Source organism: Streptomyces sp. VTCC 41912 (genome assembly GCF_045799175.1).
In the GTDB taxonomy this organism is placed as follows: Bacteria; Actinomycetota; Actinomycetes; order Streptomycetales; family Streptomycetaceae; genus Streptomyces; species Streptomyces albulus_C.
Genome location: NZ_JBJMAB010000008.1, coordinates 225062 through 247731, shown reverse-complemented (window position 1 = coordinate 247731; position 22670 = coordinate 225062). Strand labels below are relative to the sequence as shown.

20 protein-coding genes are annotated in these 22670 nt (G+C 73.5%); 11 read left to right on the top strand and 9 right to left on the bottom strand.

Going from position 1 to position 22670, the window contains the following annotated elements:
* Position 1 precedes the first annotated feature (1 nt).
* The 3 genes from ACJ6WD_RS15210 to ACJ6WD_RS15200 form a co-directional block, all read right to left on the bottom strand.
* Positions 2-1396 (bottom strand): M14 family zinc carboxypeptidase, encoded by a 1395-nt coding sequence (locus ACJ6WD_RS15210; RefSeq protein WP_407615953.1) that lies wholly within the window; start codon positions 1394-1396, stop codon positions 2-4.
* Between the two features lie 521 nt (positions 1397-1917).
* Entirely contained in the window at positions 1918-3096 is a 1179-nt protein-coding gene (locus ACJ6WD_RS15205) for an acyl-CoA dehydrogenase family protein (protein WP_044372456.1), read from the bottom strand.
* A gap of 131 nt (positions 3097-3227) precedes the next feature.
* On the bottom strand, positions 3228-3485 hold the full coding sequence (locus tag ACJ6WD_RS15200) for a hypothetical protein (RefSeq protein ID WP_233655956.1): 258 nt from the start codon (positions 3483-3485) through the stop codon (positions 3228-3230).
* A gap of 277 nt (positions 3486-3762) precedes the next feature.
* Between ACJ6WD_RS15200 and ACJ6WD_RS15195 the strand changes: the two genes are divergently transcribed.
* On the top strand, positions 3763-5034 hold the full coding sequence (locus ACJ6WD_RS15195; RefSeq protein ID WP_407615952.1) for a cytochrome P450: 1272 nt from the start codon (positions 3763-3765) through the stop codon (positions 5032-5034).
* Positions 5035-5041: 7 nt separating this feature from the next.
* Here the strand turns inward: ACJ6WD_RS15195 and ACJ6WD_RS15190 are convergent, their stop codons facing one another.
* The 3 genes from ACJ6WD_RS15190 to ACJ6WD_RS15180 form a co-directional block, all read right to left on the bottom strand.
* Positions 5042-5155 carry a LuxR C-terminal-related transcriptional regulator gene (locus ACJ6WD_RS15190; protein WP_331246296.1) on the bottom strand — a complete coding sequence of 38 codons (114 nt, stop codon included), beginning with the start codon at positions 5153-5155 and terminating at the stop codon, positions 5042-5044.
* 34 nt (positions 5156-5189) lie between these two features.
* Positions 5190-6674: a carboxylesterase family protein gene (locus tag ACJ6WD_RS15185; RefSeq protein WP_407615951.1), complete on the bottom strand. Its 1485-nt coding sequence runs from the start codon at positions 6672-6674 to the stop codon at positions 5190-5192.
* Between the two features lie 111 nt (positions 6675-6785).
* A complete protein-coding gene (locus ACJ6WD_RS15180; RefSeq protein WP_233655970.1) occupies positions 6786-7724 on the bottom strand; it encodes a LysR family transcriptional regulator in 939 nt (312 codons plus the stop codon).
* A 161-nt stretch (positions 7725-7885) separates the two neighbouring features.
* Here ACJ6WD_RS15180 and ACJ6WD_RS15175 point away from each other — a divergent pair, with 161 nt between their 5' ends.
* The 8 genes from ACJ6WD_RS15175 to dmpG all read left to right on the top strand — a co-directional run bounded on the left by ACJ6WD_RS15175 (position 7886) and on the right by dmpG (position 15118).
* A complete protein-coding gene (locus tag ACJ6WD_RS15175; protein WP_407615950.1) occupies positions 7886-9343 on the top strand; it encodes a 2-hydroxymuconic semialdehyde dehydrogenase in 1458 nt (485 codons plus the stop codon).
* A gap of 5 nt (positions 9344-9348) precedes the next feature.
* Entirely contained in the window at positions 9349-10200 is an 852-nt protein-coding gene (locus ACJ6WD_RS15170; RefSeq protein ID WP_374206748.1) for a 2-keto-4-pentenoate hydratase, read from the top strand.
* On the top strand, positions 10197-10952 hold the full coding sequence (locus ACJ6WD_RS15165; protein WP_233655980.1) for a 2-keto-4-pentenoate hydratase: 756 nt from the start codon (positions 10197-10199) through the stop codon (positions 10950-10952). The genes ACJ6WD_RS15170 and ACJ6WD_RS15165 overlap by 4 nt, the downstream gene beginning before the upstream one ends.
* A complete protein-coding gene (locus ACJ6WD_RS15160; protein ID WP_233655987.1) occupies positions 10949-11380 on the top strand; it encodes a RidA family protein in 432 nt (143 codons plus the stop codon). Before ACJ6WD_RS15165 ends, ACJ6WD_RS15160 begins: the two co-directional genes overlap by 4 nt.
* 51 nt (positions 11381-11431) lie before the next feature.
* Positions 11432-12010 (top strand): 3-hydroxyanthranilate 3,4-dioxygenase, encoded by a 579-nt coding sequence (locus ACJ6WD_RS15155; protein ID WP_233655989.1) that lies wholly within the window; start codon positions 11432-11434, stop codon positions 12008-12010.
* 107 nt (positions 12011-12117) lie between these two features.
* Positions 12118-13185, top strand: coding sequence for an amidohydrolase family protein (locus ACJ6WD_RS15150; protein ID WP_407615949.1), 1068 nt, complete (start codon positions 12118-12120; stop codon positions 13183-13185).
* Positions 13182-14108: an acetaldehyde dehydrogenase (acetylating) gene (locus ACJ6WD_RS15145; RefSeq protein WP_331246177.1), complete on the top strand. Its 927-nt coding sequence runs from the start codon at positions 13182-13184 to the stop codon at positions 14106-14108. The genes ACJ6WD_RS15150 and ACJ6WD_RS15145 overlap by 4 nt, the downstream gene beginning before the upstream one ends.
* Positions 14105-15118 carry a 4-hydroxy-2-oxovalerate aldolase gene (gene dmpG / locus ACJ6WD_RS15140; RefSeq protein WP_331246176.1) on the top strand — a complete coding sequence of 338 codons (1014 nt, stop codon included), beginning with the start codon at positions 14105-14107 and terminating at the stop codon, positions 15116-15118. Before ACJ6WD_RS15145 ends, dmpG begins: the two co-directional genes overlap by 4 nt.
* Before the next feature lie 286 nt (positions 15119-15404).
* Here the strand turns inward: dmpG and ACJ6WD_RS15135 are convergent, their stop codons facing one another.
* On the bottom strand, positions 15405-16505 hold the full coding sequence (locus ACJ6WD_RS15135) for a PP2C family protein-serine/threonine phosphatase (RefSeq protein WP_331246175.1): 1101 nt from the start codon (positions 16503-16505) through the stop codon (positions 15405-15407).
* Between the two features lie 393 nt (positions 16506-16898).
* Here ACJ6WD_RS15135 and ACJ6WD_RS15130 point away from each other — a divergent pair, with 393 nt between their 5' ends.
* On the top strand, positions 16899-18269 hold the full coding sequence (locus ACJ6WD_RS15130) for an MFS transporter (RefSeq protein WP_407615948.1): 1371 nt from the start codon (positions 16899-16901) through the stop codon (positions 18267-18269).
* A 101-nt stretch (positions 18270-18370) separates the two neighbouring features.
* Here the strand turns inward: ACJ6WD_RS15130 and ACJ6WD_RS15125 are convergent, their stop codons facing one another.
* Positions 18371-19183 carry a methyltransferase domain-containing protein gene (locus ACJ6WD_RS15125; protein WP_407615947.1) on the bottom strand — a complete coding sequence of 271 codons (813 nt, stop codon included), beginning with the start codon at positions 19181-19183 and terminating at the stop codon, positions 18371-18373.
* A 308-nt stretch (positions 19184-19491) separates the two neighbouring features.
* Between ACJ6WD_RS15125 and abc-f the strand changes: the two genes are divergently transcribed.
* Positions 19492-21126, top strand: coding sequence for a ribosomal protection-like ABC-F family protein (abc-f, locus tag ACJ6WD_RS15120; protein WP_407615946.1), 1635 nt, complete (start codon positions 19492-19494; stop codon positions 21124-21126).
* 55 nt (positions 21127-21181) lie between these two features.
* Here abc-f and ACJ6WD_RS15115 read toward each other — a convergent pair whose 3' ends face one another.
* Positions 21182-22300, bottom strand: a complete 1119-nt coding sequence (locus ACJ6WD_RS15115; protein ID WP_331246171.1) for an LAETG motif-containing sortase-dependent surface protein — start codon at positions 22298-22300, stop codon at positions 21182-21184.
* Positions 22301-22670: the final 370 nt, after the last annotated feature.

Sequence of the window (22670 nt, the reverse complement as noted above, 5' to 3'; positions counted from 1 at the left end):
GTCAGTGGCCCTTGGCCGACGTCCGGTACGGCGCCGTGGCCTGCTGCGCCGCGTAGAGGAGGGCGGGCTTCAGCTTCGGCCAGAAGTAGCTGTCCTGGCAGGAGAAGGCCGGCGTGAAGCCGGAGCAGCCGCGTCCGTCGCTGTCGCCGATCTCGATGGTGAAGCTGGCCAGTCCGAGCTTGTCGTACGTCCAGTCGTCGGTGCCGCCGGACGCGTCGTAGAGGATCTCGCCGGCCTGCCCGGACTGGTAGCCGGTGAGCGAGCCGAGGCGTCCGGCGAGGGCGCGCAGTGCGGCGTCGTTGCCGGTGTGAAGGGTGTGGTCGGCCTCCCAGGGCAGCAGGACCATGCTCGCGTCGCTGTGCAGGCTGATCATGAGGCCCTTGGCGGTGTCCGGCGCCGGATCGCTGTCGCCGGTGCCGGTGCGCACGGCCGGATACAGCTTCCGGAACAGGCCCTCCAGCGCGGTGTTCTCCGGTTCGGAGTCGGCGGCGGAGCCGCGGTAGACCTCGCTGCACGGCTGGGTTGAGGTGCCGGCGCCGCCCCAGTGCGTTCCCGCGTTGCGGTTGAGGTCCACGCCTATCTGGCCGTTGGCGCCGCAGTTGCCCTTGGCGTCGTCGGCGTTCTTGCGCTGGAGGATGGGGTCGTCGCCGCCCTGGGCGACGATGTCGACGCCGTCCGGGTTGGTGATCGGGACGACCCACATCTCGGTGGAGTCCATCAGCGCGGTGATCTTGGGGTCCTTGCCGTAGTCGTTGGTCAGGGTGTCGATCCAGCGCCAGGAGACCTCCCCGGTGGTGAGTTCGCGGGCGTGGATCTGGCTCATCAGGAAGAAGCGCGGTTTGGGCGCCTTCGGGTCGAGCTGGCAGTCGCCCTGCTTCATCTTGGTGAGGCAGATGGCCTTGAGGTCGCGCCCGCCGCGTCCCTTCTGCTTGAGCCAGGACTGTCCGTAGGTGACGACCTTGGCCATGTCCGGGTGCTGGGCGGCGACTTGGTCGAGGTGGGCGTAGTGCGCGTCGACGGTGTGGTAGCCGCCGTCATAGGTGTCGTCGACGCCACCGCCGGTCGCGCGGGGCTGGCGGGCCAGCGGCTGCTGGATCGTCTCGACGGCGGTGGGGGTGAAGCCGAGCCGGCGGAGCCCGGTCGCCGTGGACGGGTCGCCCATGACGAACAGGTCGTCGCCCTGGCGCCGTTCGATCAGGTCGAATCCGGAGGAGATCAGCTTCTGGGCGTCCCGCTGGTCGTGGGTGGGGACGCGGTAGACGACGGCGGTGCGCTCGCCGGACGCGTCGGTGCGTTGCGGGGCCCGGGCCAGGGCGGACGGGGACATCGGGGACAGGGCCGTGAGCGCCAGGACCATCGCGGCCGCAGCCGTGGTCACCAGGGCTTTCCGGGGCATGACATGGCCTTCCGTGGGGGGTGGTCGGCATCGGCGAACGGGCGGGACGCGGCTTTCGCCCACGTCTCGCCCGCGGCGGCTCCCAAAGGGCCGGACCATACGGCCCTCCGGACGCCTCGGCTGATGCCATGGGGTAAATCGCAGGCATGATGCCCTGCCGAGGCCCCGTCGCGAAGGGGGATTCCCGGACATCCTTGGAAGTGAAGTCAGTGGTGGTGCGCGGGAGTTCGGTCGAGCCGGTCCGGTGGACCGACCCCCTTCCCGGCTCACTGCCGGCTTCCGCCGCGGCGGCCTTCGGGCGGGCAGCGTCGAGCCCTCGCCCGGCCGTCACCGCCGGTGGGCCGGGCGGACCGCGGCGGGACGCCCGGACCACCTCGTGCGAAGCTTCCAGTGCCTGGGCGACGGCGCTGCCGATCGTTCCCGTCGCCCCGATGACGAGTACCTTCATGGCGCCGATCATGTCAGCGGGGTCGGCGGCCGGCACCGGAGTTCGCGCCGGCCGGATCTCGCCGTCGGGGCGGTCAGCCGTCGAGTCCGCCGCGTCGGACCAACTCGCGTGCGATCACCTGGCGTTGGATCTCGTTGGTGCCCTCGCCGACGATCATCAACGGTGCGTCGCGGAAGTAGCGTTCGACGTCGAATTCGGTGGAGTAGCCGTAACCGCCGTGGATGCGGACGGCGTTGATCGCGATCTGCAGGGCCGTTTCGGAGGCGAAGAGCTTGGCCATCCCGGCCTCCATGTCCACCCGGTGCCCGGCGTCCGCCTCCCGTGCCGCATGGAGGGTGAGGTGGCGCGCGGCGGTGAGGGAGGTGGCCATGTCGGCGAGGTAGTTGGCGATCGACTGGTGTTGCCAGATCGGCTTGTCGAACGCCTCGCGCTGCTGGGCGTAGGCGAGCGCGTCAGCCAGCGCCGCGCGCCCGACGCCGAGCGCCCGGGCCGCGACCTGGAGCCGGCCGGTCTCCAGGCCCTTCATCATCTGCCCGAACCCCTTGCCCTCGACGCCGCCGAGCAGGGCGTCGGCCGGCGCCCGGTAGTCCTCGAAGACCAGCTCGCAGCTCTCCACGCCCTTGTACCCGAGTGTGGGCAGGTCGCGGGAGACCGTCAGACCGGGGCCGTGCTCGACGAGGAGGACGGAGATGCCGCGGTGGGGCGGGGTGGCGGCCGGGTCGGTCTTGCACAGGAGCGCGATCAGTTGGGAGTGGCGGGAGTTGGTGATCCAGGTCTTGGTGCCGTTGACGACGTACTGGTCGGCGCCGCCGCTGCGGTCGGCGCGGGCGACGGTGCGCAGCGCCTGGAGGTCGGAGCCGCCGTTCGGTTCGGTCAGCGCCATGGTGGCACGGACCTCGCCGGTGGCCATCCGCGGCAGGTAGCGCCGCTTCTGCTCCTCCGTGCCGAAGTGCACGAGCAGTTTGGCGACCACGGTGTGCCCGCCCATCGCGCCGGCCAGGCTCATCCAGCCGCGGGCGAGTTCCTCGGTGAGCAGGACGAAGCACGGGGTGGAGACCGGCGTGCCGCCGTACGCCTCGGGGACCGCCAGCCCGAAGACGCCGAGCTGCTTCATCAGCTCGATCAGCGCACCCGGGTAGGTGTCGGCGTGTTCCAGCTCCCGGACGACCGGCCGGACGTGGTCGTCGACGAAGTCGCGTACGGTGCCGACGATCAGGCGCTCGTCCGCGGAGAGGATGTCGAGGGTGCTCATGCGGTGACGCTCCTTCGGTGGGTGCGGTGTCCCCGGACCGTTCAACGGTCGCGGCGGCCCGCAGGTCCCTCCTCGTAGTGACATGGCACCGGCCGGTGTACCGGTTCCGGGCCACCGCGTCGAGCCCGCGCCTACTCGGCCTCGTTGCGGCCGCGCCGGCGCGCGAGCAGCGCCGTGCCGCCGGCCACGCAGCCGAAGGCCACGACCTTGGCGGCCCCGTAGAGGTGCGCCCAGCTGTCCGACCCGTCGGAGTCGCGGAGCAGGACGAACGCCCCGAGCCCCAGTCCGAGCAGGATCAGCACCCCGCCACCTATCGGACCCAGCGTCGCCCACCACGGGACGTCCTCCACCGGCGCCTGCTCCTGGGCGTCGGACTGCTTGTCGGTCACGTACTCTCCTTCGTCTTCGTTGCGCGCGGCGGTTCCCGCGGTCCCGCCGCTCGGGGAGGGTCGGCCCGTTGACGGTCCGTCGGTCGGCCGTCACCGGGTGGCCGCCGGGCGCGGCGGGCCTCAAGGAGGAGACGCAGGCGGCGGCCCGCGGGTTGCCTTCTGCGATCATCGCCGTCGGCCCTTTTCCGGCACCCGACCAAGGCCACGCCGACCGCTCGCACGCCGGCGGTCTGCCGACCCGCCCACCACCGCCCCACAGCACCCGGAGCCCGTCACCATGAACCGACCCGCGACCGAGCTGACCCCGCGAAGCGCAGCCCCCGGACGCCCCGACCCCGCATCCGCCGCGGACGTCCACCGGCCCTTCGACGCCGATTTCTTCCGCGATCCGTACCCGGTCTACGCCCGGCTCCGGACGTTGGGCCCGGTCCTGAAGGTGGTTCTGCCCGACGGTTCGCACGCCTGGCTCGTCACCCGGGAGGAACACGTCCGGGCCGCCTTCACCGACCCGCGCCTGTCGGTGAACAAGGCACGTTCCCGCAACGGCTACCAGGGCTTCTCGCTGCCGCCCGCCCTGGACGCCAACCTCCTCAACATCGACCCCGATGACCACCTCCGGCTGCGGCGGCTGGTCTCCCGGGGGTTCACGCCCCGGCACGTCGAGCGGCTCCGCGACCGGGTCGGGACGGCGGCCGCGCACTACGCCGACCGCCTGGCCGAGCGCCTCGCGGAACACGGGACGGCCGATCTCCTCGCGGAGTTCGCCAACCCACTGCCGCTGGTCGTCATCGGACGCCTCCTCGACGTCCCCGAGGCCGACGGCAGGGCGTTCTCCCGCTGGGTCGCGGCCATGCACGCGCCCGCGCGCCCCGGCGACACCGCCGAGGCGATCGAGCACATCCACCGCTACCTGCTGGAGCTGATCCGCGCCCGCCGGGCCGCTCCCGGAGACGACCTGCTGTCCTCACTGATCGCCGCGCGGGACGCCGACGACCGGCTGAGCGAGGACGAACTGGTGTCGCTGGCCTTCTTGTTGCTGATGGCCGGCACCGAGAACGTCCAGCACCTCATCAGCGGTGGGGTGCTCACCCTGCTGCGCCACCCCGAGCACCTCGCGGCGCTCCGCAGCCGGCCGGAACTGATGCCGGACGCCGTCGAGGAGTTGCTGCGCTACGCCCACCCGAACCAGATGGCCGTCCGGCGGTTCCCCACCGCGTCCGTCGAGATCGCCGGTGTCCGGATCCCGGCCGGGGACACCGTACTGCTGGGACTGGCCTCGGCCCACCGCGATCCGGACCGCTATCCCGAGCCGGAGCTCTTCGACATCCACCGGGCCGACAAGTCCCACCTCGCCCTCGGGCACGGCCTGCACTACTGCCTGGGGGCGTCACTGGCCCGGATGGAGATCGCAGTCGCGCTGGGCACACTGCTCGACCGGTTCCCCGGCCTCCGGCTCGCCGTGCCTGACGGGGAGTTGGCGTGGCGGCAGTCGTTCCGGTCGCACGCGCTGCGGCGGCTTCCGGTGGCGGTCTCGGCGCCGGTTGGGTGACGCCGGGTCAGAGGCCCTGGTCGCGGACCCGCTCGACCAGGGCCGCGGCCTCCGCCCGATTGCCGACCCGGAGCTTGCCGAAGAGGTTGTTGACATGGGTCTTGACGGTGGTGACGGAGATGTAGGCGGTCCGCCGCGGCGGTTCGGGGGCGCCCTCAGGGTTCGGCGGGCCCGTCGGCGGCCGGGGCGAAGTGGCGGATCCGGTCCGGGGCGGCGGGGGCGTAGGCGGGGATGCCGTGCGGGGTGCCGCTGGTGACGAAGGTGGTGACGGCGTCGGCGAAGGCGTCGCCCAGCGCGCGGGCGGCGGCGTCCGGACGGCCCAGCATGGGGCTGTCGGGATAGGCGTCGAACGTGCCGAAGAGGAAGGGAAGTTCGCTGCAGTGACAGGCGCCGAGCGGGTTGTCGGCACCGGGCGCGGCGTAGTCGAACTGGTAGACGTGGGTGCGGTTGCCCGCGGCGCTGTGGTGCTCGGCGATCTCCAGTGCGCCGTTGCGGAACTCCGCGTCGGTCTTGGCGGCGATGGCGACCCGGCCCGGTGTGGCGCCGGGGAGCTGCCTGGCGTACTGCTGGTAGCGGCGCTCGGCCTCCCCTGCGCCGCTCGCCTGGTCGGCGAGGAGGGCCAGTGCGTCGGTGCGGCTGAGGGACCGCACGTTCGGATCGAGTCCCATGAAGGCGGCCATCTCGTCGCGGGTGGTGCCGATCAACAGGTCCTTGCCGTCCAGGGCGCCCGCGGCGAGGGCGTCGCGCCAGGCACGGGTGGCGCCCGCGCCGCCCCGTACCGGGTACATCGCCGGGGCGACGGCGCCGGGCCGGGCGACCTGCGCCGCCAACGTGCCGTAGGCGGCGAGGAGTCGCTCGACGGGGAGGGCGCGCAGGGCCGGGCCGGGGTCGGCCTCGTCGGCCAGCTCCAGCAGGCGCAGGTACGCCAGGGCGTGTTCGGCCGCCAGTTCCGGGTCCTGCGGTGGCAGGGCCCAGGGGCCGCTCTGCAGCAGGACGCGGTGGACGAGTCCGGCGGTGCGCGGCTCGGTGGCGAGCGCCAGGGCGGAGAGCGCACCGGCGGACTGGCCGCCGACGGTCACCGCGTCCGGGTCGCCGCCGAACGCGGCGATGTTGTCCCGGACCCAGCCGAGCGCCGCGATCTGGTCCTGGACGCCGGAGTTGTCCGCGCCGATCTCCGGGAGCCGGAGGTAACCGAGCGGTCCGAGGCGGTAGTTGGCGGTGACGACGATCAGGTCGCCGCGGGCGGCGAGCCGGGCACCGTCGTACCACTCCCAACCGGCCGAGCCGCTGCTGAACCCGCCGCCGTGGAACCAGAGCAGGACGGGGCGGCCCGCGGGCTGCGCGCCGCGCGGCGACGGGGCCCAGACGTTCAGGGTCAGGCACCCGTCCTCGTCCCAGTCCGGGGTGCGGCGGCCCATCACCGCTTCCAGCCGGGACGGCCCCTGGGGCACGGCGGGTCCGGTGCGCGCGGCGTCGCGGATCCCCGACCAGCGCGGTGCGGGCTGCGGCGGGGCGAACCGCAGGGCGCCGACGGGGGACGCCGCGTAGGGGATCCCCCGGTAGGCCACCACCGGCCCTTCGCCCCGGCCCCGGATCCGGCCCCGGTCCGTGGCCACCACGTGCTCGTCTCCCTGCGTCATCGTGCTCGCCTTCCCCGCGCGTGCGTTCCCGGTCACCTGCTCCGGACGTTCTATCCCGGATGCGGCGATCCGGGCCAGCGGCCCGCGTGCGGTCCGGTCGCGGCGGGCGGGTCAGACCGGCGCGGCTCCCCGCGGGCCGGTCAGTTCGGCGGCCTGTTCCCACAGGTGGTCGAGCATCAGTCGGGCGGAGGGGGTGAGCGGCCGACGGTCGGGCAGGGTGACGCCCACCGTGCGCCGCACCGGCTCCAGGGCCACGGGCAGCGGGGCGATCTCGCCGTCGGTGCGGGCCACCAACTCCGGGAGGGCCGCGATCATGTCGGTGTCGCGGACCAGCGTGCGGACGGTGAGCGCCGAGCTGCACTCGACCAGGTTGCCGGGCAGCGGCAGGTCGGCGTCGCGGAACACCTGCTCCAACTCCTGCCGCAGGGCGGTCTGACGCAGCGGCACCACCCACGGGTGGTCGAGCAGGTCCGCGAGGGTCAGGCCGGGGCGGGAGCGGGCCGGGTGGCCGGGCCGGGCGACCAGCAGCACCGGCTCGCGGTAGAGAGTGATCTGACGGAGCGCCGGCTGGTCGTCGATGGGGTTCAGGCGGCCCAGGACCAGGTCGACCTCGCCGTCCAGCAGCCGCGGTACCTGGGCGTCGAAGGTGGCTTCCTGGACGACGACGGTGATGCCGGGCCGGGCCGCCTTCAGTGCCGCGATGGCCCTGGGCAGCAGGACGTTGGAACCGGCGACGAGGGTGCCGACGGTCACCGTGCCGACCGCGCCGTCGGCCAGGCCGCTGATCCGCTCGCCGGCCCGCCGCAGTTCGGCGAGGACCGACCGGGCGTGTTCGGTGAACGCCGTGCCGAACAGTGTCGGGGTCACGCCGCGGGGCCCGCGGACGAACAGCTCCACGCCCAGGATCCCTTCGAGTTCGCGCAGGCTCCGGGTGACGGCGGGCTGCGCCAGCCGCAGGTGTTCGGCGGCGCGCAGCACGCTGCCGTGCTCCTCGATGGCCACCGCCAGCACCAGCTGCCGCAGTTTCAGCCGTCCGTCCAGCAACTCCATCCCGCACTCTCCCACCCGCCCGGCGCGCAAGGAATAACCAAACGGCTATATCGGTCACGCGAATTGGTATTGGACGAGCATATCTCCGAGGGCGAAGGATGGCTCCACGGGGTCGGCAGCCCACCGGCCCGGGGGGACGCAGCGAGAGGAGCGGTATCGGCATGCAGCCGGCTCACTACATCGGCGGGGCGTTCCTGCCCCCGGAGTCCGAGGCGTCCGACGGCGGGTTCCCGCTCGTCGACCCGGCGGACGGGACGGTCGTCGGACGCGTCCCCGAGGCGTCCCGCGCGACGGTCGACGCCGCGGTGCACGCGGCACGCCGGGCACTGCGGGGCCCGTGGGGCGCCACCGGGGCGCCGGACCGGGCGGCCGCCCTACGGATGATCGCCGACGGCATCGAGCGGCGCTTCGAGGAGTTCGTGGCGGCCGAGTCCGCCGACACCGGCAAGTCCCGCGAACTGGCCGCCACCGTCGACGTCCCGCGGGCCATCGGGAACTTCCGCTCCTACGCCGACCTGCTCTCCGCACAGGCGGAGCGGGCCTACCTCACCGAGGTGCCGGGCTGGAGCGGCGGCGCCGGCCAGGCGCTCAACTACACCGTCCGCCGCCCGCTGGGCGTGGTCGCGGTCGTCGCACCGTGGAACCTCCCGCTGCTGCTGCTCACCTGGAAGGTCGCCCCGGCCCTGGCCGCCGGCAACGCGGTGGTCGCCAAACCGTCGGAGGAGACCCCCTCCACCGCGACCCTGCTGGCCGACGTGATCGACGAAGTGGGTCTGCCGGACGGCGCGTTCAACGTGGTGCACGGGCACGGTCCGGGCGCCGCGGGCGAGTTCCTCACGGCGCATCCGGACGTGGACGCGATCGCCTTCACCGGCGAGTCGGCGACCGGCGCGGCCATCATGCGAGCCGCCGCCGACCACGTCACCCCGGTCTCCTTCGAACTCGGCGGCAAGAACCCCGCGGTGGTCTTCGCCGACGCCGACCTCGACGAGGCGGTGGCCGGTACGGTCCGCTCCGCGTTCACGCACTCCGGGCAGATCTGCCTGTGCACCGAGCGGGTCTACGTCGAGCGCCCGGTCTTCGAGGCGTTCGTCGCCGCGTTGGGCGTCCGGGCCCGCGAGCTGACCGACTACGGGCCGTTGATCTCCGCGCGCCACCGCGACAAGGTGCTGTCGTCCTTCCGGCTCGCCGTCGAGGAGGGCGCCACGGTCGTCGCCGGTGGCGGCGCCCCGGTCTTCGGCGACGAGCGGGACCGGGGGTTCTACGCGGAGCCGACGGTGTTGACCGGACTGCCGCCGACCGCCCGGGCGGTCCGCGAGGAGGTCTTCGGGCCGGTCTGCCACGTCGCGCCGTTCGACACCGAGGAGGAGGCGGTCCGGCTCGCCAACGACAGCCCCTACGGGCTGGCCGCGACCGTGTGGACCCGGGACCTGTCCCGGGCCCACCGGGTGGCGCCGCGCATCGAGGCCGGCATCGTCTGGGTGAACTGCTGGAACCTGCGCGATCTGCGCACGCCGTTCGGCGGCCGGAAGGCGTCCGGGATCGGCCGCGAGGGCGGCGAGCACTCCCTGGACTTCTTCTCCGAGCCCACCAACGTCTGCGTCCGGATCGGCCGGTGAGCGCCGTGCCGGTCGCCCCGGCGAACCCCCGCACCGAGACCGGCGTCGGCGCCGCCGCCCGTCGACTGCTGGCCGCACACGCCAGCCGCACGCCCTGCGCCCCGGTGCGCGAGCTGATCGACGGCCCGGACGAGGCGTACGCCGTGCAGGAGATCGTGACCCGTTCCTGGCTGGCCGCCGGTCGCCGACCGGTGGGCCGCAAGATCGGTCTGACCTCGCAGGGCGTGCAGGACCAACTCGGCGTCTCCAGCCCGGACTTCGGAGTGCTTTTCAGCGACATGGCGGTGCCGGACGGCGGCGAGGTCCCGGCCGGCGCGGTCCTCCAACCCCGGGCGGAGGCGGAGGTCGCGCTCGTCCTGGAGCGGGACCTGACCCACGAACGGCACACCGTCGCGGATCTGCTGCGGGCCACCGCCTTCGCGCTGCCGGCCATCGAGGTGGTGGGCAGCCGCATCCGCGACTGGGACATCGCCCTGACCGACACCGTCGCCGACAACGCCTCCTGCGGGATGTACGCGCTCGGCAACCGTCCGACCCGGCTGACCGAGGTGGACCTGCGGCTGTGCGGCATGGTCCTGGAACGCCGTGGCGAGCAGGTGTCCACCGGGACCGGCGCGGCCTGCCTGGGCCATCCGCTGAACGCCGCGCTCTGGCTGGCGGACACCCTGGTGCGGTGCGGGCAGCCGCTGCGCGCCGGGGACACCGTGCTGACCGGCGCGTTGGGCCCGATGGTCCGCACCGCCCCAGGAGACGTACTGGAGGCCCGGATCGCGGGCCTGGGGGACGTCCGGGTCGCGTTCGCCCCTGAGGAGCCGGCCCACGACGGGGCCGCCAGCGAGGAAGGCACCACCACATGACCGACGTACAGGAGCTGGCCGCGACGCTCGACGACGCCGAGCGGAGCGTCCGGGCGATCGCCCCGCTCACCGACGGCGGACCGCTCGGCGTCGCGGACGCCTACCGGGTCCAGCGCGCGGTCCTGGCCCGTCGCACGGCCCGCGGCGAGCGGCTGATCGGTGTGAAGATGGGCTTCACCAGCCGCGCCAAGATGGCCCAGATGGGCGTCGACGACGTCATCTGGGGGCTGTTGACCGACAGCATGCTGGTGGAGTCGACGCTGGACCTGAGCGGGCTCATCCAACCGCGCATCGAGCCGGAGATCGCGTTCCTGATCGGGCGCCGGGTCCGCTCGGCGGTCGAGGCGGACGCCGCGGTCGCGGGCGTCGCGGTCGGCTACGAGGTGCTCGACTCCCGCTACCGCGACTTCGCGTTCACCCTGCCCGACGTGATCGCCGACAACGCCTCGGCCGCGGCCTTCGGCGTCGGTGCCTGGCACGACCCCCGCGAGGTGGGCGGCATCGACAACATCGGCCTGGTGCTGGAGATCGAGGGGCGGCTCACCCAGACCGGTTCGTCGGCCGCGATCCTCGGCGACCCGATGCGCTCGCTGCGCGCCGCCGCCCGGCTCGCCGAACGGGCCGGCATCCCGTTGGAACCAGGCTGGGTGGTGCTGGCCGGCGCCGCCACCGCCGCGGTACCGCTCCCCCGCGACGCCCACGTCCGGGTCTCCGGCGCGGGCCTGGGCAGCGTGGCGGTGACGACGGTATGAGCGAGGCGATCGTGGTCGCGGGGAAGGCGGCGCCGCGCGGGCGGTTCCCGCACCTGCGGCGGGCCGGCGACTTCGTCTTCGTCTCCGGCACCAGTTCCCGGCGGCCGGACGGCACCTTCGCCGGCGCCGACGCCGACGACCTGGGCGTCACCCGCGTCGACGTCCGCGAGCAGACCCGCGCGGTCATCGAGAACCTCCGCGATCTGCTGCGGGCGGCCGGCGGAGACCTCGGCGACGTGGTCAACGTCACCACCTATCTGGTCAACATGCACGACTTCGGCGGTTACAACGAGGTCTACGCCGAGTACTTCGACGAGACGGGGCCGGCCCGGACCACCGTCGCGGTGCACCAACTGCCCCATCCGCACCTGCTCATCGAGATCGCGTGCACCGCGTACCTCCCGCGCCGGGCCGACCGCCCGTACTGACCGCGCCGCGTCCCGTCCGTCACCGACCACGAGTCCCGAGGAGCGCGAGAGATGACCCTGCCCCAGCTGGCGTCGGGTGTGCCGTTCAACTTCGAGCGGTGGATCGAGGAGCACCGCGAACTGCTCCGGCCGCCGGTCGGCAACGTACAGGTCTGGCAGGACAGCGACCTCATGGTCACCGTCGTCGGCGGCCCCAACCAGCGCACCGACTTCCACGACGACCCGACCGAGGAGTTCTTCTACCAGTTCAAGGGCAACATGGTGCTGCGCGTCATGGAGGCGGAGGGCCGGCCCCCTGTCGACGTGCAGATCAACGAGGGCGACGTCTTCCTGCTGCCCCCGCACGTCCGGCACTCCCCGCAGCGGCCGGAGCCCGGCTCGATCGGCCTGGTGGTGGAGTTCGCCCGTCCCAAGGGCAGCAAGGACGCCTTCGAGTGGTACTGCACGGAGTGCTTCCGCCTCGTCCACCGGGCGGAGTTGCAGCTCCGGTCGATAGTCGACGACCTGCCGCCGGTCTTCCGCGGCTTCTACGCCGGGGCACGCACCTGCCCGCGCTGCGGCGCCCGGCACCCCGGTGCGGAATGGCCGGCGCACCAGCGCCCGCAGACCGTCCGCCGCCCCCGCGGTTGACCCGGGCAGCACTCCCCCACCCGCCCCTGTAGGGGCCCGCCATGCCCCGTGAGTGGGCCGGAACCCCCTGGCCGGCCCGCCCACGGGCCCTCTCGAAACGGACTCCCGTGACCGACGACGCGCACCCCCGCACCCCCACGGACCCCCCAGGACCGGCCCCGGTCTTCGACGTCCACACCCACTTCTTCCCCCGGATCTCCCGTGCCGAGAGCCGCATCCTCGCCGGCGCCGGCGAGCCCTGGCTGCGGGAGGCGGGGGACGGCACCGGGATGATGATGAGCGGTACCGACGCGTACCGGCCGGTCCGCGCCGAACTGTGGGAAGTGGGCAGCCGGCTCGCCGCCATGGACCGCTCCGGCGTCGCCGTCCAGGCGGTCTCCTCCACTCCCCTGCTCTTCGGCTACGCCGCCGACCCGGCCCGCGCCGTCGACTGGTGCGAGCTGGTCAACCAGCGGATCCTGGACTTCTGCGGACAGGCCCCGGACCGCCTGCTGCCGCTGTGCCAAGTCCCGTTGCAGGACGCCGCGGCGGCGGCCGCCGCGGTCACCACGGCCAAGGCTGCGGGCCACCGCGGCGTGCACATCGGCAACCACGTCGGGCAGCGCTACCTCGACGACGCCGGCCTCCTGGCGTTCCTCGCGCACTGCGCCGACGAGGACATGCCCGTCCTCGTCCACCCGTGGGACATGCTCGGCGCCGACCGGACGGCCCGCGGGTACATGCTGCCGTGGCTGGTGGGCATGGCGGCCGAAACGCAGCTCTCGCTCCTGTCGTTGATCCTGTCCGGCGGGTTCGAACGGCTCCCGCGCTCGCTGCGGATGTGCTTCTGCCACGGCGGCGGCAGCTTCGCGTACCTCCTCGGCCGGGCCGACAACGCCTGGCACCGCCGCGACATCGTCCGCGCGGACTCCCCGCACCCGCCCTCCTTCTACACCGACCGCTTCTCCGTCGACTCGGCCGTCTTCGATCCCGGGGCGCTGCGGCTGCTGCTGGACGTGATGGGCACCGAACGGGTCATGCTCGGCAGCGACTTCCCGTTCCCGCTCGGCGAGCAGGAGCCCGGGGCGACCATCCGCGCCTGCGCCGGCCTGACCGACGCGGACCGCGCGGCCCTGCTCGGCGGCAACGCCCGCCGCTTCTTCGGCCCGGCGGAGCCGGGGGCGGACGCCCGATGAGCACCGACCGGCTCCGCACGAAGGTCGCGATCGTCGGCTCCGGCAACATCGGCACCGACCTGATGATCAAGGTGCTCCGGACCTCCGACGTGCTGACGGTGGCCGCGCTGGCCGGCATCGACCCGGCCTCCGACGGCCTGGCACGGGCCCGCCGGCTGGGCGTCCCCACCACCCACGAAGGCGTCGACGGCCTCCTCGCCCGACCCGACTTCGACGAGATCGCGCTCGTCTTCGACGCCACCTCCGCCGCCGCCCACCGGCGCACCGCCGCGGTGCTGGCGCCCCACCGCAAGCAGCTGATCGACCTCACGCCGGCCGCCCTCGGCCCGTTCGTCGTCCCACCCGTCAACCTCGACGCGCACCTGCACACGCCCGACCTCAACATGGTCACCTGCGGCGGCCAGGCCACCGTGCCGATCGTCGCCGCGGTCTCCCGCGTCGCCCCGGTCCGCTACGCCGAGATCGTCGCCTCGATCTCCGCGCGCTCCGCCGGCCCGGGCACCCGCGCCAACATCGACGAGTTCACCGAGACCACCGCCCGCGCCCTGGAGGTCGTCGGCGGCGCGGCCCGCGGCAAGGCCGTGATCGTCCTCAACCCGGCCGATCCGCCGCCGTTGATGCGCGACACCGTCCACTGCGTGGTCGACGCGTCCGCCGACGGCGCGGCCCTCACCGCGGCGATCCACTCCATGGTCGCCGAGGTCGCCGCCTACGTGCCCGGGTACCGGCTCAAGCAGGAGGTCCAGATCCGCCCGATCGGCCCGGACGACCCGCTCACCGCCCTCGCCGGCGGCACCGGGCAGGTGGTCTCGACGTTCCTCGAAGTCGAGGGTGCCGCCCACTACTTGCCCGCCTACGCCGGCAACCTGGACATCATGACGTCCGCAGCGCTGCGGGTCGCGGAGAGGCTGACCACCCGATGAACCACGACCTCTACGTGCAGGACGTCACCCTCCGGGACGGGATGCACGCCATCCGGCACCAGTACGGCATCGACCACGTCCGGGCCGTCGCCGGGGCCCTGGACGCGGCGGGCGTCGCCGCGATCGAGGTCGCCCACGGCGACGGCCTGGCCGGCTCCAGCATCAACTACGGCCCCGGCGCGCACACCGACGAGGAGTGGATCGCGGCCGCCGCCGAGGTGGTGCGGCACGCCACCCTCACCACCCTCCTGCTGCCCGGCATCGGCACCCTCGCCGAACTCAAGCGCGCGCACGCCCTGGGCGTGCGCTCGGTGCGCGTCGCCACCCACTGCACCGAAGCCGACGTCGCCGCCCAGCACATCGCCACCGCCCGCGAACTGGGCATGGACGTCGCGGGGTTCTTGATGATGGCGCACCTGGCCGACCCGCCGACCCTCGCCGCGCAGGCCAAGCTGATGGAGTCCTACGGCGCGCACTGCGTCTACGTCACCGACTCCGGCGGCCGCCTCACCATGGACGGGGTGCGCGACCGGATCCGCGCGTACCGCGACGTCCTGGACCCCGGCACCGAGTTGGGCATCCACGCCCACCACAACCTCGCGCTCGGCGTCGCCAACTCCGTGGTGGCCGTGGAGCACGGCGTGCGCCGCGTGGACGCGTCCCTCGCCGGCATGGGGGCGGGGGCGGGAAACTGCCCCCTGGAAGCGTTCGTCGCCGTCGCCGACCTCATGGGCTGGCGGCACGGCTGCGACCTCTTCCGCTTGATGGACGCCGCCGACGACCTGGTCCGCCCGCTCCAGGACCGACCGGTCCGGGTCGACCGGGAGACCCTCTCCCTCGGCTACGCCGGCGTCTACTCCAGCTTCCTGCGGCACGCCGAGGACGCCGCCGCCCGCTACGGCCTGGACACCCGCAGCCTCCTGGTCGAGGCCGGCCGCCGCGGCCTGGTCGGCGGCCAGGAGGACCTGATCGTGGACATCGCCCTGGACCTGTCCCGACGGCCGTCCTGAGCCGGACGGGGTGCGGGAGTGCGCGGCACCGGACTCGGGACGCCGCGCGCCGACCGGTCGTGCGTGGGGTGGCCAGACGTCGTCGTCGCCGCTGACCAGGTCGGCGGCGGCGCCTTGGCGTTGAAGGCCATGCCCCTGACGCTGTCCGTCCCCGCCGTGTTCGCCACGAGGAGCGCCGCCCCTCCGGCGTGGGCCGCATCGGCAACAGCCGCGCGCCGACGCTCATTCCCCCAAGTTCGTCGGCACCGCCCGCCGGTCGCGGACGGGCCGTCCGGCCCGGGCACGCTCACCGGCCGGTCGGGCCGTCGGTGGTGCGGGTGAGGGCGAGGATTGCCATGTCGTCGTCGCGCGGGCCGCCGGTCCAGTGCTCGACGTCGCGCACCAGAGCGTCGATCACCTGGTGCGGTTGCCGGAACGGGCCTCGGCCACGGAACCGATCGGCCGGTTCGTAGAAGGCCCCGGAGGGATCCCGGGCCTCCGTGACCCCGTCGGTCACCAGCAGCAGGGTGCTGTCCGGCGGCAGCGGCCAGGTCTCGGGATCTGCCTGGGGCACGCCGAGGCCGCTCATGCCCAGGGGGTGGCCCGGTTCGCCGGGATCCAGCGTGGCGACGGTGGTGCCGTCGAGGAGGTAGGGGGCGGGATGGCCGCAGTTCAGCAGCCGCACCTCGTGGGCGTCCGGGGGGATCTCGCCGAGCAGCGCCGTGACGAACCCCTCCAACTGGATCTCCTCCTCGCGCCGCGCGCCCTCCTTGAGCAGGGCGCGCTCCAGTCGGCGGGCCAACGCCGCGAGGTCGGGTGCCTGGTCCGCCTCCACCCGGAACGCGCCGATCAGTACGGCCACCACGCCGACCGCGCCCATGCCCTTGCCCCGCACGTCCGCGATCAGGAGCCTGGTGCCGTAGGGGGTGTCCTGCACCGCGTAGGCGTCGCCACCGATCAGTGCCTCGATCTGCGCGGCCTTGTAGAGCGCGGCGACGGCCAACGGGCCGACCCGTGCGGGCGGTGGAGGGAGCACCGCCCGTTGGGCGGCCTCCGCGACGGACCGCACGGTCGCCAGGCGGCGTCCGTGCCGCGCGACCACCCGGTTCACCCCGACGGCGATGAGGCCGGTGAACGCCAGGTTGGCCAGTTCGATCGCCGTCGCGGTGACGTTGCCGAGGTAGCCGCCGGCGAACAGCAGCGCCGCCTCGACCACGACGACGGCCACGCCCGCCACGATCGTGTGCCGCAGCGAGAGCAGTGCTCCGGCCACCGTGACGGCGGCGACCAGCAGGTAGTCGCCCCAGTATTCGCGGGGCGACAGGAGGTTCCAGAGGATCCCGCAGACGATCATGGTGGTCGGCAGGAACGAGACGTACCGGGGCCACCGCGTGGAGGAAGGGCCCATCCGCATCCCCGATCCCGAAACCCGCGAACCCGTGCCGTGTCCGAAAACGGATCATAGGCGGCCGTCCGGAAGCACGGCGTGCGCATCGCCGGGCCCGCACCGCAACGGTCCTCGACGCCCGGCGCGGTCACCGGCGACGGCGGTCCCCGCGGCGCAACGCTCGGGAACACCGGGGTGGCCCAACGGGCAGCGTGCCGGACGGGGGCCCGAAGGCACGGGGCCGTCCCTCACACAGCGCAATCGCGTCGCCCGGGAGTGCGGTGTTGTGGGGTGGTCGGGTTTCGCCGTCGTGCCGCCGGCAATGCCTTCGGGGCCGCGGACCGGTCCGCCGCGACCGTCGGTTGTGAACTGCCCTGGAGTGCCATGAGCACGGTTGTTGCCCCCCGTGTGTCCGTGTCCGTTCCCTCAGCCCTGATCGGCCCCCTCCTCGCCTTCGTCCTGCTCGACGGGTTCCTCCAGGGCAGTGTCGTGTCCCTGTTGCCCGTCATCCGCGACGCGTTGCACATCGGCACCGGCCAGGCCATGTGGATCACCGCGGCGCAGTTCCTGTCCGCCGCCGTGTGCGTGCCGGCCTTCGGACGCCTGGGCGATCTGCACGGCCACCGCCGCATACTGCGGATCGCGCTCGGTTCGGTCACCGTCGGCTCGCTGCTGTGCGCCCTGGCGCCGACGCTGGGGGTCTTCCTCGCCGGCCGCGTCCTGCTCGGCCCGCTCAGTTCCCTGCTTCCCCTGTCCGTCGGGCTGGTGCGGGACCGACTGGACACCGCGGGCAGCCGTCGCGCGATCAGCCTCCTCGCCGCGGCCCTCATCCTGGGGGCGACGGCCGGCACGGCGACGGCGGGGCCCCTGGCGTCCGTTGCCGGTGGCGGGCGCACGGTGCTGTGGAACCTTGCGGTGCTGGCCACCGCGGGCTTCGCACTGGCCTTCACCCCGCGGATCGCGGAGACGCTGCGGCTGGCGAGCGGACGGATGGACTGGAAGGGCGCCGTCCTGCTCGGCCTGGGCCTCACCCTGCTGCTCGGCTCGGTGTCCCAGGGGACCGAGCGCGGCTGGCTCTCCCCCCTGGTCCTCGGGGGGCTGCTGCTGGCGCCGGTGAGCCTGGGCCTGTGGGTGCGTTCCTCGCTGCGCAGCCGTGAACCGCTCGTCGACGTCCGGGCCATGGCGAGCCGCGCCATCTCGCCGGCGTTCGCCTGCGGTTTCGCCGCGGGCGTCGTGGTCCTGGGCGGGCAGGGCGTCACGGTCGCCTTCCTCGACGCCGTTCCCGAGGAGGCCGGGTACGGCTTCGGGCTGCCGCACTGGCAGATCGGCCTGTGGATCGCCGTTCCGGCCCTGATCAGCTTCCTGACCGCGGGCGCTTCGGCCGCCGTGGGCCGGCGGCTGGGCTACCGCGCCATGCTCACCGTGGCGTTCCTCCTGGTGGCCGCCGGCTTCGGGGTGGAGATCGCGGGGCACGCCGTCATGGCGACCTGGTACGCCGGGCACATGCTCGCGGGCGCGGGGATCGGTCTCGCGGTCAGCGGGCTGCCCACGGTCATCACCGAGGGCAGCCCGCGCGACCGGGCGGCGGCCTCGACCGCCGTCTACTACAACCTCAAGACGGCCGGCGGCAGCATCGCCGGTGCCGCGGCGGCCGCGGTCTTCAGCAGCCTGCTGACCCGTTCCACGCAGCAGCCGTCGCTGAACGCCTACTTGTTGCTGTGGGGCGTGTGCTGCGTCCTCGCGCTGGCGTCGGCGGCCCTGATCCGTCTCACGCCGCGCACGTGAATGCCGCCGCCCTCCGTGGCGGAGCGCGGCACGACGACGCGGCCGGTCAGGGCCCGAGTCGCACCGCGTCCGGACCGGGTGCCGGGGCCGGGGCCCTCGGCCTAAGGCTTGCGGCCCCAAGCGGAGATCAACGGCGCGGTCGCGGTGTCGAGGTGACCGGCGCCGATGTTCGCCAGGTGCTCCTCGATCTCCTCGGCCGTCGCCAGTCCGCCCTCGATCAGCCGGTCGCGGATCTGCCGTACGGTCGCGGCCTCCAACGCGCTCCCGACCGGCGAGGTGATCGGGAAGTACGCATCCGCCTCGACGTCGAGCAGTCCCGCGGTGCGCAGTAGCCGGGGCAGCGTCCGTCCGAAGGCGAGTTGGGCGCCCCGCTCGGCGAGCAGGGTGCGGAACCCGCGTCGGATCCGGTTCGCGAGTTCCTGCTCGGGACCGTGCTCATCGGGGCAGGCCAGCGGCTGCAGTGCCGGATCGGCGTCCTCCACCAGCAGCCAGCCGCCCGGGCGCAGGGCCCGCACCATGGCCCGCAGCGCGGCCTCGCGCTGCGGCACGTGCACCAGGACGAGTCGGGCGTGCACCAGGTCGAAGGGGCCCTCCGGCGGCTCCTCGGCGCCCACGTCGTGCCGAACCACCTCGTATGGCGCGCCGGCGGCCGGCATCCAGGACGTGTCCAGGTCGGTGGCGAGCACCCGGCCCCGCGTCCCGACCCGATCGGCCAGCCAGCCGGGCACGCTCGGGCCGCCCGCCCCCACCTCCCAGCAGTTCCAGCCGTCCGCGATCCCCAGTGCCCGCAGGCGCCGGAACGTCACCGGATCGAACAACTCGGCCAGCGCCGCGAACCGCTCGCCGGCCTCGGCCTGCCGGTTGTCGAGCAGATATCCCTTGCCGCGCGCCGCGGCCGCTTCGTGGTCCGTCACCGCCCGAAAGTAGCAGGGGCGGTCCGGGCCGAGGTGGTGGTGCGCGTGCCTGCCGACGGCGGCCCCGCAGCGGCCCGGCCGGTCCCGCAGGTGGGACTGCTAGCCTGGAGCGGACGTTGATCGTGTGGTGAGGAGCCCAGACATGGTGGCGGACGACGACATCTCCGGGTGAGGCCCGGGCCCCACAGGCCACCGGCCGGTGCTCAGGAGCGCCGCCGGAGTGGCCGTTTCGTCGTTCCCGCTTTCCCCTTCACGTCTGCCGGGGCTGAGCCTTCTCTTCCCCGGCCGCTTCCCATGAGGTCACCACCATGTCCGACGCTGCCGTCATCTGCTCGAACCTGTCCTTCGCCTGGCCCGACGACACCCCCGTCTTCCAGGACCTCTCCTGCACCGTCGGCACCGGCCGCACGGGCCTCGTCGCACCCAACGGCTCCGGCAAGAGCACCCTGCTCAAGCTGATCGCCGGGGAGCTGCGACCCGGCACCGGTTCGGTCTCCGTGGCCGGCACCCTCGGCTACCTCCCGCAGAGCCTGCCCCTGACGGGCGACCTCACCGTGGCCGAGGTGCTCGGCGTGGCCGCCGTGATCCGCGCCCTGGACGCCGTCGAGTCCGGGGACGTGGGCGAGGAGCACTTCACGACCATCGGCGACGACTGGGACGTCGAGGAGCGCACGCGCGCGCAACTGGACCGTCTGGGTCTGACCGACGTCACCCTGGACCGGAGGCTGCACACCCTCAGCGGCGGCCAGGTCGTCTCCCTCGGCCTCGCGGCGCAGTTGCTCAAGCGCCCCGACGTGCTGCTGCTCGACGAACCCACGAACAACCTCGACCTCGGTGCCCGGCACCGGCTCTACGACGTGCTGGAGGACTTCAACGGTTGTCTGCTCGTGGTCAGTCACGACCGGGCGCTGCTCGACCGCATGACCCGGATCGCCGAACTCGACCGCGGCGAACTGCGCTTCCACGGCGGCAACTTCACCGCGTACGAGGAGGCGGTGCGGGCCGAGCAGGACGTCGCGGAGAAGAACGTCCGCAACGCCGAGCAGCAACTCAAGCGCGAGAAGCGGGAGATGCAGCAGGCCCGTGAGCGCGCCGAACGCCGTGCGAGCAACGCCGCCCGCAACCTCAAGAGCGCCGGCCTGCCCCGCATCTTCGCCGGCAACATGAAGCGCGGTGCGCAGGAGTCCGCCGGGCGGGCCGGGCAGACGCACGCCAACCGGGTCGGCGAGGCCAAGGCCCGCCTGGACGAGGCCGGGCGGGCACTGCGCGAGGACCAGCGGATCACGTTGGAGCTGCCGGAGACCGACGTGCCCGCCGGCCGCACCCTCTTCCTCGGCGAACAGTTGCGGATCCGGCTCGGTGACCGGGACGTGTTCACCGGCCAGGGCCTCGACCTGACCGTCCGGGGCCCGGAGCGCATCGCGCTCACCGGCCCCAACGGCGCCGGCAAGAGCACGCTGCTGCGCCTGCTCCAGGGCGACCTGGTTCCGGAGGGCGGCGAGATCAGGCGGGCCGACGGGCGCATCGCGTACCTCTCGCAGCGGCTGGACCTGTTGGACGTGGACCGCACGGTCGCCGAGAACTTCGCGTCGTTCGCCCCGGACCGGCCGGAGGCCGAGCGGATGAACCTGCTCGCCCGCTTCCTCTTCCGCGGGGCCCGCGCCCACCTCCCCGTCGGCGTGCTCTCCGGCGGCGAGCGGCTGCGCGCCACCCTGGCCTGCGTGCTGTGCGCGGAACCGGCGCCGCACCTGCTGCTGTTGGACGAGCCGACGAACAACCTGGACCTGGTGAGCGCGGGCCAACTGGAGAGCGCCCTCAACTCGTATCGGGGTGCCTTCGTGGTGGTCAGCCACGACGAGCGGTTCCTCCGGGAGATCGGCGTCGCCCGGTGGCTGCGACTGGCCGACGGTGCGCTGACGGAGACGGGGGCTCCCCAGGCGTGACCCGCCGCGCGGCGCCGGGCCCCGGACCGATTGCCGGGGCCCGGCGCGCGGGTCCTCAGATCGCGGCGCCGGTGCCGCCGGCGGCCCTGCGCCGGCGCACGGTGACGATCGCACCCGCGCCCACGGCCATCGCCACGCCGCCCACCAGGGCGATCGTGGGCAGCGCCGAGGACGAACCGGTCTCGGCCAACTGCCCCGTGGCCGCGTCCCGCTCCGCCCCGACCCGCGAGACCTGCTCGGCCTGCGGGGTGGTACCGCCGCCCGAGGAGCCGCCGCCGGGCTTGGCGCTCTCCGTGGGCTTGCCCGGCTTGCCGGGCTGGTCCGGCTTGGCCCGCGGCGGGAGGATCTTGAAGTCGTACTGCCGGTGGTTGGAGAGGCCGCAGGAGCCGTCCTCGTTGGAGAACATGCCCTCGATGATGGCGTAGCCGGCTCCGGGCTTCGCCGAATCGACCGCGCGAATGCGCAGCGGCAGCGTGACGGTGCTGTGCGCGGCGACCGGGAAACCGGTGAACACGCCGTCGAACGTGGCGTCTTCGAAGCTCAGCCACTTCCCCGTCACGGGATTGCGGAACTGCGCCTCCAACTCTTCGTAAGGGGCGTCGACGATCTCGGCGGAGGAGATGTACGGCTGCGGCCGGACCTTGTCCATGGGCTTGTCGGAGGCGTTGGTGACCGTGATGGAGGACTGGCTCCAGTCGGCACCGGCGACGAACTCGGACTGGAGTCCCTGGATCGCCATCTGGAGGTGTTCCGGCGAGATCGCGCAGGAGGGGCCCGGGCCGGTGTCCTCGGAACCGCCGGTTGCGAAACCGGAGTTGGGGCCGGACCGGGGTTCGGACTTGGGGCCGGGCCGGGAGTCGGCGTCGGTGCCCGATTGCTTGTCGGGCTGGGCTCCGGGGGCCGGCTTGGCGCCGTCTCCCGCATCTGCCTGTCCGGCGTCGCCGGTCCCGGTGGCCTGTCCCCCGGCCTCGGGCGTCCCGTCAGGCGCCGTCGCGCCGTCCGGCTGCCCGGACGGGTCGGTGCTTTGCGAACTTCCCGTCGTCTGCGTCTCGTTGTCCGGTGCCGAGGCGCTGGGCGCGTCCGTGGCGAACGCGGCGGCGGGCGCGGCCAGTACGGCGGCGGGCGCGATGACCGTCGCCGCCGCAGCGGCCGTCAAGACGTGGCGGAACTTCATCAAGGATGCCTTCCTGAGATGTCACCCGATCTGACAGGCGATTGCGCATACATGACCGTTGGACGGCGCGTTGGTTGCAACGGTCGGCCGGTTTGAGGGATAGGTCACAGCGGCTGCGCCGGAACGGCTCGCGCTGCCGTGACGGCGTTCTTCCCTTTTGCGCAAGGGAGTTGGGGCGAGGGACGGTGGGGCGCAGCCGGGCCGTCGCGGCCCACCGCCCGTCAGGCCACCCCAGGTCGACCGGCCGGCGCCCGGGGTCCGAGGCCAGGCGCTGACTGCGGGCCCCGGGCGACCCGTGCGTGGCCCCGCAAGGCCGCCCCCGAACCGACCCGCCGAGGGCACGACACTCACGAAGGGCGAAGCCCGCCGC